The sequence below is a fragment of the Thioclava sp. NG1 genome (assembly GCF_003122275.1).
Lineage (GTDB): Bacteria > Pseudomonadota > Alphaproteobacteria > Rhodobacterales > Rhodobacteraceae > Thioclava > Thioclava nitratireducens.
In genome coordinates this window covers 203988-216488 of sequence record NZ_QFBB01000002.1, presented here as the reverse complement: position 1 = coordinate 216488, position 12501 = coordinate 203988, and the positions used below count along the sequence as shown (strand labels likewise).

9 protein-coding genes are annotated in these 12501 nt (G+C 64.5%); all 9 read right to left on the bottom strand.

Annotation, left to right across the window (positions count from 1 at the left end):
• Positions 1-2: 2 nt before the first annotated feature.
• A complete protein-coding gene (locus DEM26_RS04100) occupies positions 3-1070 on the bottom strand; it encodes an FUSC family protein (protein ID WP_146194429.1) in 1068 nt (355 codons plus the stop codon).
• Between the two features lie 53 nt (positions 1071-1123).
• The gene (locus tag DEM26_RS04095; RefSeq protein WP_233243015.1) at positions 1124-1954 is read right to left on the bottom strand and encodes a fructosamine kinase family protein; all 831 of its coding nucleotides are present in this window, start codon (positions 1952-1954) and stop codon (positions 1124-1126) included.
• 534 nt (positions 1955-2488) lie between these two features.
• Complete coding sequence (locus DEM26_RS04090) at positions 2489-2674, bottom strand: PLDc N-terminal domain-containing protein (protein WP_075776281.1); 186 nt, start codon at positions 2672-2674, stop codon at positions 2489-2491.
• A gap of 171 nt (positions 2675-2845) precedes the next feature.
• The gene (locus tag DEM26_RS04085) at positions 2846-5932 is read right to left on the bottom strand and encodes an efflux RND transporter permease subunit (protein ID WP_109171773.1); all 3087 of its coding nucleotides are present in this window, start codon (positions 5930-5932) and stop codon (positions 2846-2848) included.
• A gap of 7 nt (positions 5933-5939) precedes the next feature.
• Positions 5940-7133 (bottom strand): efflux RND transporter periplasmic adaptor subunit, encoded by a 1194-nt coding sequence (locus DEM26_RS04080; protein ID WP_109171772.1) that lies wholly within the window; start codon positions 7131-7133, stop codon positions 5940-5942.
• A 339-nt stretch (positions 7134-7472) separates the two neighbouring features.
• The gene (locus DEM26_RS04075) at positions 7473-9440 is read right to left on the bottom strand and encodes a bifunctional 2',3'-cyclic-nucleotide 2'-phosphodiesterase/3'-nucleotidase (RefSeq protein ID WP_109171771.1); all 1968 of its coding nucleotides are present in this window, start codon (positions 9438-9440) and stop codon (positions 7473-7475) included.
• A 148-nt stretch (positions 9441-9588) separates the two neighbouring features.
• Positions 9589-10602: an oligopeptide/dipeptide ABC transporter ATP-binding protein gene (locus tag DEM26_RS04070; RefSeq protein ID WP_109171770.1), complete on the bottom strand. Its 1014-nt coding sequence runs from the start codon at positions 10600-10602 to the stop codon at positions 9589-9591.
• Positions 10599-11576, bottom strand: coding sequence for an oligopeptide/dipeptide ABC transporter ATP-binding protein (locus DEM26_RS04065; RefSeq protein WP_109171769.1), 978 nt, complete (start codon positions 11574-11576; stop codon positions 10599-10601). The genes DEM26_RS04070 and DEM26_RS04065 overlap by 4 nt, the downstream gene beginning before the upstream one ends.
• Before the next feature lies 1 nt (position 11577).
• On the bottom strand, positions 11578-12501 hold the full coding sequence (locus DEM26_RS04060; RefSeq protein WP_075776287.1) for an ABC transporter permease: 924 nt from the start codon (positions 12499-12501) through the stop codon (positions 11578-11580).

Here is a 12501-nt window from a genome sequence, read left to right as displayed (position 1 = left end):
GTTCACGCGGCATCGCTCTCGGGAAGGCTTTCCTCCCAGCCGAGCCGCTTGCGGATCGCATGGGCGAGATAGCTCATTGCCAGGGCCGAGGCCCCACCCAGCACCGTCCCCGCGATCCGGCCCCATGCGTTCGACAGCGGCGCATCATTGCCCATCGAGACCATCACCACGATCAGCGCGGTCAGGAAAGCCACGAAGGTCGGGTAATGCGCGGGCGGAGCAAACAGGATCGCGGTCACGCCGAAGATCACGTAGAGCCCCGGCATAAGCGCGCTGTGCGGCCCGAGCCACAGCACAAGCAGGCTCGCTCCGACCGCACCTGCAAGCGTCGCGAGGCTGCGCACGAAGACGCGCTCCCATGTCATGCCCGGGCGCGGGCGCAACATCAGCAGCGCTGACAGCGGTGCCCAGTAGGGGTGGTTGATCGAGAGGGCGACCGCGATCCCGTAGGACAGCCCCACCGCGCCCATCGCCTGCAGCCCCTGCCCGATCAGCGAGTTGAGCGGCGCGATGCCGTCGGGCGGCACCTGCCCGTCGAGCGTTGGACCGGTTTCGGGCGCGAAGTATTTCCAGATCACCCGAACCGCCTCTTCCACGGCCAAGACCCAGACCATCGCGCCGCCGACGGCGAGCAGCACCGGCCCGGGCGACGGGATGAACTGCACGAGAAAGGTCGAGAGCGAGAAGAACAGCCAACTTTGCAGGAACAGCCACCACAGGCTCATATCTCGGCGTGACAACAAGCCCACCGCGAAGGCGCCGAGCAGCATTCCCGGCACGCTCAGCGCGACGCCGCCGATCATGACCTTCGCAGCGACCATCCCCGCGAAGATTCCGACGAGCTTACCGGCGATGTCGAGGAAGGTGACGGGCCAGCGGCGGTTGCGGATCGACTTGCCCTGCCCCGTCGAGGTGGCAAACCCCGCGCCGAGCGCCGCCAGTTCCTGCCCGCGCGGCAAATCGAGCATCAGCACGATCCCGACCAACCCGCTCAGCGCCAGCGCTGCGGGCAATCCGCGCGACCAGTTGAGCGCGGGCAGCCGCGAGATCGAGACATTGGGCAGGGACACCGTGAACACCTCTCAATGCAGCCAAAGCGCCTCATGGCCGCGCTGGTTCCCCGTTAGACGCCGATCCGGTCCAGAAGCCCCGCCACCATTCCGTGATAACCGGCTCCGAACAGGCGCAGATGCACGAGCGCGGGCCATAGCTGATAGATCGCCCGGCGCGCTTCCCAACCGGGCGGCAGCGCGCCGTAGCCCACGGCAAATTCCCGCCCCGGCGCGCCGAAGAGATGAAGCATCGCGAGATCGACCTCCGCGTCGCCGTAATAACATGCCGGGTCGATCAACCCGCTCAGGTGCCCCTGGTCGCCCAACACGTTCCCCGCCCAGAGATCGCCATGCAGCAAGGACGGGAACGGGCGTGACGGCAGATGCTCGTCGATCTGCGCCGCGAGCCTCTCGAGCCGGCGAGCGAGCGGCGCGGGCAGTTCGGGCAGCGACGGGCGCAGCCTTGCCTCGGCCCAGAACTCGGTCCATGTCGCTTGCCCTGCGTTCGGGATCGGCACCGGGCCGAAAGCGTAATCGACGGGCCAACCATAGGGCGTATCATCGGGCGCGCCCGGCGCACGGTGCTGGCGGAGAAGCGACTCGCCGAGTTCCAGCCAGCCTGCGCCCCTCAGCCCGCCGCTCTGGGGTAGCGCCTCCATAACGAGGCAGATCCGAGAGACCGCAAGCACCTTCGGCACCCGCGCGCCCGCCTCGGCCAGCGTTCGAAGCATCTCTGCCTCGGTCTCCGGGCTCGGCCCGCCCTTGGCGATCACCCGCTCCCCACTCGGCAGGTCCATCGCCAGAACCGGGCTCAGATCGCCGCCCGCCAACGGCTTGACCCGCTGCGGGGTCATATCCAGCAAGCGTGCAGCTTCGGTTCCAATCCGTTCGGCTTCGTCCATCTCGTCCTCCCGGTCCGCTCGGTTTGCTCGTTCCGTCGCGGCTACCGGCGAATATCCGCCCTGTGCAGCCCGATTACGGTTGCGTGCGTGCCCCCATCCGGTGCAAATGCCCTTTGTTGCCGTCGATCCGCTTCTCCTTTGCGGGTCAGCCCTTCGCGCAGCTTAGACATTCCGGACGCCTTCGTGTCGAGGACATGCGCGTAGCGCTCTCGACCCGTGGGACCGTCCGCTTTTACGTTCCCGTTCGGGAACGGTACGAGACCCTGACGGAGATTCCCCACACTCGTCTCCGTCGGGCAGCAGCCGCCGCGAACCCCTTGCGGCGGCTGCGTTCACCCGACCCCGCTCATCGCAGGAAGGCGTTCCCGGCGCGGCTCGCAGCAGTTGGCGTAACGGCCTCGCAAAAAGCGAAAGGATCAGCCACCAAGGGCTGATCCAGACAGCCAGCGCGAGCGCCAGCAGCAATAGGGCAGCAGAGCCGATAGGAACGATACGCAGGGCACTGCGCGGCTCGTCCCTTTGACTCCGCGTCGTTCAAACTGTCGCCTTCGCGCCCTTCGGTCCGGCGATCAGCCAGATGATGAAGCCAATCACCGGCAGGATGATGATCAGCAGGATCCACAGCACTTTCTTGCCGGTGGACGCTCCCGAACCAAAGATCGACACGATGGCCCAGATGTCGAGGATGAGGACGATGAGGCCCCCGATCATGCTCAGCATAACTTCACTCCTTTATCGGTTCTTTCCGGCATTTGCCGGTTTTCCTTGGCGGGGAAACTTGCGTCTTCAACGCTTTGTTCCCCGCATTCCCCGATTCAGGCGGATGTGACAGGTCGCTGAGGCGGTCATGGGCGTGACGCCGCCGCCTCCGCGACGGAATCGCCCCCCGCCTCAGCGCCCCGGAGTGAGTTTGCGGATCAGGACGTAGAAGGCCGGCACCATGAAGACACCGATGAAGGTTGCCGCCGCCATCCCGCCCAGCACGCCGATGCCGATCGCGTTCTGCGCCGCGGCCCCTGCCCCGGTCGCGATCGCCAGCGGCACCACGCCTAGCATGAAGGCGAGCGAGGTCATCAGGATCGGACGCAGGCGGAGCCGTGCCGCCTCGATGGTCGCGGCGATCAGTTCCTTGCCCTCGGCCTCGAGGTTCTTGGCGAATTCCACGATCAGGATCGCGTTCTTCGCCGCCAGACCGATGGTCGTCAGGATACCCACCTTGAAATAGACGTCATTCGACTGCCCGAAGACCCAGGCCGAGACCAGCGCCCCCAGAACGCCCACCGGCACGGCGAGCATCACCGACAGCGGGATCGACCAGCTCTCGTATAGCGCGGCGAGACAAAGGAAGACCACAAGCACCGAGAGCGCATAGAGATAGGGCGCCTGATCGCCGGACTGGCGTTCCTGATAGCTCAACCCCGTCCAGGCGACCGCGTAGCCGCCGGGCAGGTCATTGACCAGCTGCTCCATCGCGTCCATCGCCGCGCCGGAGCTTGCGCTGTCCGACGCCTGGCCCGAGATTTCGATCGCATTGGCGGCGTCATAGCGCGACAGCCTTGGGGCGACCGATACCCATTTTGTCGTCGCGAAGGACGAGAACGGCACCATCTCGCCCGACGCGTTCCGCGCGTACCAGGTGTCGATATCTTCCGGCTGCATCCGGTAAGGCGAATCGGCCTGCACGATCACCGGGCGCAAGTTGCCGTTGAGGTCGAAGTCGTTCACCGATCTCCCGCTGAAGATCACCGACAGCATCGAATTGAGGTTGCTCAGCGTCAGACCGAAGCTTTCGGCCTTCTGCTGGTCGATATCCAGCTGCAGTGCTGCCTTGTCCTCATCGCCGCTGACCCGGACATTGGTCAGGCGGCTATCCGATTTCGCCTCGGCCACGAGCTGATCGCCTGCCTCCTTCAGCGCAGCGGTCCCGTTATTACCCTGATCCACCAGATACATCTGGAAGCCCGAAGAATTACCGATCCCGCGGATCGCCGGCGGTTGCAGAAAGAAGACCTGCCCCGCGCGCAGACCTGCGAAATGGGCGTTCGCCCGCCCCGAAATCGCGGCGGCGGTTTGATCCGCGCCAGTGCGCTCACCAAAATCCTTCAGCTTGGCGAAGACCATCGCAGTGTTCTGTCCACCACCCCCGAAGGAAAACCCGAGCGTCGCGAAGACCGAAGCAACATCGGACTTCTCCTGCGTCAGCAGGTATTGGGTGATCTGGTCGACCACATCCGACGTCTGTGCCGTCGTCGACCCTTCCGAAAGGTTCACCATCGCCATGAGCACGCCCTGATCTTCCTTCGGAAGGAAGGAGGACGGCAGCCGGGTCATCACGCCCCAAGCGCCCGCCAGCACGAGAACCAGCACCAGCGCCATCAGGAAGGGTTTGTGCACGATGCGCGCGACCGCACCGGCGTAGCCACGCTGCACTTTCGCGAAACCGGTATTGAAAGCGCGCGCCGGCGCAATAGCGCGGCCCGTCGAGGGGCGCAGGAGTTTGGCCGCCAGCGCAGGCGTCAGGATCAGCGCAACCACGGCAGAGAGCACCATCGCGGTAATGATCGTTACCGAGAATTGCCGATAGATCACGCCCGTCGAGCCGGGAAAGAACGCCATCGGCAGGAACACCGCCGACAGCACAAGCGCCACCCCGATCAGTGCGCCGGTGATCTGGGACATGCTTTTCTCGGTGGCTTGGAGGGGACTGAGCCCCTCCTCCTCCATCACGCGCTCGACGTTCTCCACCACGACGATCGCGTCATCGACCAAGAGGCCAATCGCCAGCACCATCGCGAACATTGTCAGCGTGTTGATCGAATAGCCCGCGACCAGCAGCACCGCGAATGTGCCCAGCAGCACCACGGGAACTGCGACGATCGGGATCAATGTCGCGCGCCATTTCTGCAAGAATACGAGGATCACCAGCAGCACCAGCACGATCGCTTCGGCCAGCGTGTGATAGACCTTCTCGATGGAAAGCTGCACGAAGGGCGAGGTGTCGTAGGCGATCTGGAACTTGACACCCTCGGGCAGCGACGATGACATCCGATCCAGCGTCGCACGCACTGCCGCCGCCGTATCGACTGCATTCGCGCCGTTCGCGAGGTTCACGCCGAACCCTGCCGCGTTCATGCCGTTGAACCTGGAATTGGTGCCGTAATTCTCCTGCCCGATCTCGATCCGCGCGACATCGCCCAGATAGACCGCAGAGCCGTCGGGTTCTGTTTTCAGCAGGATCTTCTCGAACTGTTCGACCGAGGTCAGCTGGCTCTGTGCGGTGATCGTGGCGGTGAACTGCTGGCCTTCGGTGGTGGGCAGATCGCCCAGCGAGCCGACCGAGACGGTGGTGTTCTGCGCCTGTACTGCCGCGGTCACGTCCGTCGGCGTCAGCTGGTATTGCTCGAGCTTGTAGGGATCGAGCCAGACCCGCATCGCGTAGCCCGAGCCGAAGACGTTGATCCCGCCCACGCCCGCAGTGCGCTCGATCGCTCCTTTCACTTCGGTGTCCAGAATGTTGCCCAGCTCGACGGTCGAATATTTGCCATCGGTCGAGACCAGTGCCCCGACCATCAGGATGTCCGAGGACGAGCGCGAGACATTCACCCCGGAGGTCTGCACCGCATCAGGCAGCGCATTCTCGACCTTGCGGATCTTGGTCTGCACCTCGTTCTCGGCATCGATCGGATCGACCGAGCCGTCGAAGGTCAGCGTCAGCCGCGCAGAGCCCTGGTTGGAAGAGCTCTCCATGTAGAGCAGCCCGTCGAGCCCGGTCAGCGAGTCCTCGATCGGCGTCGTCACCGAGTTCTCGACCGCCTGCGCGGTCGCCCCGGAATAGCTGGCGGAGATGCGGATCGTGGTCGGCGCGACCTCTGGATATTGCGAGACGGGAAGCTGCGTGAGCGCGTAGCCGCCGGCGAGCATCGTCACCAGCGCGAGCACGATCGCGAAGACGGGGCGATGGATGAAGAAGCGGATCATGCCGGGTTCACTCCGCCTTCGCCGTATCGGTCTCGTCACTCGAGGGGCTCGCATCCTTCACGACCCCCTGCGCGTTGATCGTCACCGGCACCGTCTTGATCTCGGCCCCGTCACGCAGGTTCTTCAGCCCGTCGAGGATCACCTGATCGCCGCTCTCGATGCCGCCGGTCACGATCCACGCGTTCTGATAGGTTCCCGCCGTCGTCAGCATCACCTTCTTCGCCGTGCCATCCGCGGCGACGAAGGCCGAAAGCGACCCATCCCCTTCCCGCGTGGTCGCGCGCTGCGGCACGAGGATCGCCTGAGTCGTGCCCAGCGTGATCTTCGCGCGCAGGAACTGGCCCGGCAGGATCAGCCGGTCGGGATTGTCGAACTTGAACCGGAAATCGACCGTGCCGGTGGTCGAGGACACCGTCGCGCCGGGGCTGACCAGCGTGCCGGTGCCGTCATATTCCTCACCGGTCTCCAGCAGCAGCGAGACCTTCAGTTGATCGCCGCGTTGAAGCGTACCCTGATCGATCCGTTGACGCACCCGCATGATCCGCGCCGCACTCTCGGAAACATCGACATAGATCGGATCGAGCCGCGTTACCGTGGTCAGCGCGTCGGACTGGTTCGCCGTGACCAGCGAGCCGACGGAGACGTTCGCCACATCCGGGTAGCCGTCGATAGGCGAGCGGATCACCGTGCGGTCGAGATTGAGCTGCGCGGTCTGAAGATCGGCCTCGGCACTCAGCGCGGAGGCTTTGGCCTGCGCGAGCGTGACCTTCGCGGTCTCCAGATCACTCACGGAGATCGACGTCTTCTCCAGCTTGGTATAGCGGTCCACTTGCGATTGCGCCGCCTGCACATTGGCGTCGGCGCTCGCCTTCTCGGCCTCTGCAGCGGTCAGCTCGGCCTGATAGGTGTCGTCGTCGATGTGAAACAGCGCGTCGCCCGTCGCGACCTTGTGACCCGCCTCGTAATCGATCGAGGCGATGGTGCCGGCGACGCGCGGGCGGATATCGGTCTGCTCATAGGCCACGGCGCGGCCCGGCAGGGTGACGGTATAGGGCACGGACCGTGTCTCGACCTGCATCACGCCGACCTCGGTCGGGCCACGCGCGCCGCCCGGCATTCCCTGCGCCAATGCCTGCGCGGCGACCCCGCCCGCAAGCAGCATCCCAAGCGCGGCGCGCCGCGTCATCCGACCAATCCTCATACTGAAACTCCTGTCCGCAGCCCGGTTTTCCCGGCGTTGTTCCATTTCTACGATAGGCCCGCTTGGTTCTGTCGCCACTCGCGCGCGGCGGGAAATGCAGGAAACAAATGCTGCGAGCCGTGAGTCTCGGGAAAGACGGCTTGTCTTACTTATTGTTTTAAATGGTAAACTTTCCAATCAACGCAGCCGCTCGCGACATCCGCACCGCAGTTCCGGTGTCAGTTCGCGCCCCGCGCGGAGTTCACGTATTCGCGAGATACCGGAGACAAACCGCCTCGCGACCGCACCGCGTAAAAAAGGGCGCCGATGGCGCCCCTTTCAGCCTCTGTCTAAGGCAGTTCAGAGCGTGATGCGATAGAGCGCGAAGCCGCCCTCGCCGTCGCCCGCCTGCTCGATGTCGAGACCCCGGGATTTCACGTCCTCGACATAGGCCTGTGCCTTCGGGCCGGTCTCGAATAGCACCGTCGCGCCGCCCGCGGGCGCGAAGGACCAGTTCGCGTCGGCCTTCGGGTTGATCGTGCCCTTGTCGTGGATGTAGCGCACGATCACGTCGCGGTTGGTGTCGGGCGCACGGTAGATCACGGTCGAGCCGTCCGCGCCGGGGAAGCTGCCGCCCCCCGAGGCGCGGTAGTTGTTCGTCGCGATCACGAACTCGGCCTTCGGATCGATCGGCTTGCCCTCGAATTGCAGATCGACGATGCGGTTCGCATCGGGGTTCACCGCCACGCCGTCCTTGTCGAATTTCGCGGGCTGGGTGATGTCGATCTGGTAGGTCACCCCGTCGATCACGTCGAAATTGTAGGACGGGAAATCGGGGTTCAGCAGCTTCGCGTCCTTCGCACCCGGCTCGATCTGGTTGAACATGCCTGCAGAGCGCTCCAGCCAGTCCTTCACCTGCGCGCCGGTGACCTTCACCGCCTGTAGCGTGTTCGGATAGAGATAGAGGTCGGAGACGTTCTTGATCGCCACCGGCCCTTTCGGAACATCGGTGAAGTAATCCGGACCGCCGCGCCCGCCGGCCTTGAACGGCGCCGCCGCCGACAGAAGCGGCAGCTTGCCTTCGGGCGTGCCCTCCAGCAGTTTCTTCACGTACCAGATCTGCGCGTTCGAGACGATCTGCACAGAGGGATCGTCGGCCACCAGCGCGAAGTAGGAATAGAGCGGCGCTTCGGTCTCGCCCACCTTGGCGCGGACATATTTGAGCGTCTCTTCATGCACCTGATCGGTGGCCGCGAGGATCGGCTTGTAATCGGTGGTCAGCGGCGTGATCGAACGATCCTCGCCGCGCGCGAAGATCGGGCGGATCTCGGAGCTGTGGCTATCGATCTTCCACTTGCCGCCGTCGCGGCTCAGCATAAGGTCGATCAGCCCCATGTGGTTGCCCCAGAAGCCCGCCTGCACCGCGGGCTTGCCCTGCAGCGTGCCCTTCTCATTGTCGATCCCGGGGCCCGAGAAATCCTTGCCGGGGAAGTTACGGTGCTGGTGCCCGGTGATCACCGCGTCGATGCCGTCGACGCCTGCGACGTAGAAGGCAGCGTTCTCCATGCCGTCGGTCTGAGGACCGTTGTCGATTCCGGTATGGGCGAGCGCCACGACCAGATCGGCGCCCTCCTCGCGCATCTGCGGAACCCATGCTTTCGCGGCCTCCACGATGTCGCGAGTCTGGTAATTGCCCTCGAGATGCGCGCGGTCCCATTGCATGATCTGCGGCGGCACGAAGCCGATCACGCCGACGCGGATCGGCATCTTGTTTCCAGCCCCATCGGTCAGTTCGCGGTCGAGGATCAGGTAGGGCGGCAGGTAAAGGTCGTCCTCGCGCGGGGTCGCGCCCAGCTTATGGGCGAAGTTCGCGCAGACCATCGGGTAGTTTGCGCGGTCGTTCACCTTCTTGAGGAAATCCATCCCGTAGTTGAACTCGTGATTGCCCAGCGTGCCGCAATCATAGCCCAGCAGGTTCATCGCCGCGATGACCGGGTGGGTGTCGCCCTCCTTCATTCCCTTGGAGTATGCGATGTAATCGGCCATCGGGTTGCCCTGCATGTAATCGCCGTTATCGAAGGTCAGGGTGTTGGCGGCTTCCGCGCGCACGCCTTCGATCAGGGTCGCAGTGCGCGACAGGCCCACGGTATCGACAGGCTTGTCGGCATAATAATCGTAGGGCCGGATATGGCAGTGAATATCGGTAGTGCACAGCAGGCGCAGGTGGGCCTGACCTTCAGCCGCGCGCGCGGTGAACGGGTGGACCATCACGAGACCGCCCGCGGCGGTGGTGGTAACGAGAAACTGACGACGCGAAATAAGCGACATAGGGGGATCCTCCGAGACAATTGGCTCCTTGCCGGAGCGCTCTATCCGGGGATCGTAACAGTCTTTTGACCGATTGGACAAAGACCTTGCGTCAACCTGCGCAAATCCGCGTGAGCGGGCGATGCATCACCGCCCGCCGCACAAGATTTCAGCTCTCCGACAGCACCGCCTGCACTTCGGCCGCAGGGCCGGGATGGTGACAGAAGACCTGACGCCCGGCGACCTCCTCGGTCGGCGGAGTTGTGGCGCAGACCTCGCTCGCCCGCGGGCAGCGGGTGCGCAGCGGGCAGCCCGATGGCGGGTTCAGCGGGCTCGGCAGATCGCCTTCCAGCGCGATCAGGGTCTTGTTGCGCTCGATCTCCGGATCTGGGATCGGCACCGCCGACAGAAGCGCCTGCGTGTACGGGTGCTGCGGCTCTGCAAAGAGCTTCTCGGTAGCGCCCGCCTCCATCATCTGGCCCAGATAAAGCACCATCACCTCGTCGCAGACATGGCGCACAACGCTGAGGTCATGGGCGATGAAGATGATCGTCAGGCCCAGATCGCGGCGCAGATCTTCGAGAAGCACGATCACCTGCGCCTGAATCGAGACATCGAGCGCCGAGACCGGCTCGTCGCAGATCAACAGCTTCGGCTCCACCACCAGCGCGCGGGCGATACCGATGCGTTGACACTGGCCGCCCGAGAACTCGTGCGGGTAGCGGTTGATCTGGTTCGGCAGAAGACCGACCTTCTCCATCACCTCGCGGACCTTCTGCTTGCGCTCCCTGCGGCCCATCTTCGGGCGATGGGTGCGCAGCGGCTCCGCGATGATCTCGCCCACGGTCATCCGCGGGTCGAGCGAAGCCAGCGGGTCCTGAAAGATCATCTGGATGTCGGAACGGTATTTCAGCATCTGCCGCGGCGAGAGCGGCAGCAGATCGGTCTTGCCCTCCCAAATGATCTCGCCCTCGGCGGGCAGCATCCGGATCAGCGCGCGGGCCAACGTGGACTTGCCACAGCCGGACTCGCCCACGATGCCGAGCGTCTTGCCCTGCTCCAGCTCGAAGTTCACGCCATTGACCGCGCGCAGCTTCGGCGGCTCGGTCCACGGCAGGTCCGAGGCGCGGCGGATTTCGAAAGTGACCCGAACGTCGCGGGCCTCGATCAGCGGGGTCGTCATGCGGCGGCCTCCTCGATCGTTTCAATGGAACGGTGGCAAGCGCGGGCGCGGCCCGGCGCGAACTCCGTCAGCGGCGGCATAACGTCGGCGCAGACCTCTTCGACGAAATCGCAGCGCGGGCAGAACGGGCAGCCCTTCGGCGCGCCGGTCATGTTCGGCGGATTGCCCCGGATCGGGGTCATCGCGACTTCCGCATCGAGACGCGGCAGCGCGGCCAGCAAGCCCTTGGTATAGGGATGGGTCGGGTTGGCGAACAAAGGATCCACGGGCGACTGCTCCATCACCTGACCGCCATACATGACGATCGCCCGCTCGCAGAAGCCCGCGACGACGCCCAGATCGTGAGTAATCAGCACGGTCGCCATGCCCAGCTCGCGGCGCAGCTCGCCCAGCAGGTCCATGATCTGCGCCTGCACGGTGACGTCGAGCGCGGTCGTCGGCTCATCTGCGATCAGCACATCTGGTTTGCACAGAAGGGCCATCGCGATCATCACGCGCTGGCGCATCCCGCCCGAGAATTCATGCGGGAACAGACGCACGCGGTTCTTCGCGTCCGGGATCTTCACCAGTTCGAGCATATGCGCGGCCTCAGCCACGGCGGCGCGCTTGCCCAAGCCCTTATGCAGCATCAGCACTTCGGCCATCTGGTCCGAAATCCGCATATAGGGGTTGAGCGCGGTCATCGGATCCTGAAAGACCATCGAGATCCGGTCGGAGCGCAACTTGTTCAACTCGGGCTCGGGCAGGTTCAGGATCTCCCGCCCGTCGAATTTCACCGAGCCCGAGGCCTTCCCATTCGCGGCCAGTAGGCCGAGGATCGAGAAGCTGAGCTGCGACTTGCCCGAACCGGACTCGCCGACGATGCCCAGCGCCTCGCCGCGCTCAAGTTCGAAGCTGACGCCGTTGACGGCGTGAACCTCGCCCTCCTGCGTTGCGAACCGGACATTGAGGTCGTTGACTTCCAACAATGGCATATCAGCGCTCCTTCGGGTCGAGCGCGTCACGCAGCCCGTCCCCTACGAAATAGAAACCGAATAGGGTGGTGACGAAGAAGAACAGCGGGAAGGCCAGCTGCCACAGCGTCCCGTAGCTCATCGTCCCCGCCCCTTCAGAGATCAGCGCCCCCAGCGAGGTCTGCGGCTCCTGCACGCCGAGCCCAAGGAAAGAGATGAAACTCTCCGTCAGGATCATCAGCGGCACCAGAAGCGTCGCGAAGACCACGACCACGCCCACGAGGTTGGGCAGGATGTGGCGGCGGATGATCGTCGGCGCAGGCACGCCGATGGCGCGCGCGGCCTCGACATAGTCGCGGTTCTTCAGGGTCAGCGTCTGGCCGCGCACGATCCGCGCCATCTCCAGCCAGGATATCAACCCGACGCCCACGAAGAGCATCCCGATCGAGCGGCCATACATGACCAGCAGCAGGATCAGCACGAACATGTAAGGGATCGCCAGCAGGATATCGACGAGGCGCATCATGAAGCCGTCGACGCGGCCCCCGAAATAGCCCGAGATCGCGCCATAGACCGTACCCACGGACACCGCGATCAGCGTGCCGATCACGCCGACCAACAGCGAGATCTGCGTGCCCTGCACGGTGCGCGCGAACAGATCGCGGCCCAGATCGTCGGCGCCGAAGTAATGGCCGTTCGCGAAGGACGGCGCAGAGGCCGTGGCATCGCCCATCACGTTGTAGTCGATGTCGGAATTGTTCCACGCCGCGATCAGGTTGCCGAACAGCGCGAAGGCCACGACGAAGACGAGCAGCGCCAGCCCGAAGATCGCGGCCTTATTGTTGAAGAACCGCCGGCGCGCGTCCGCCCAGAGCGAGCGGCCCGCCACGTCTTCGCGGCTCGTTGCCTCGGCGAGCGAGGTCATCTTGGATTCGTCTATGACCAT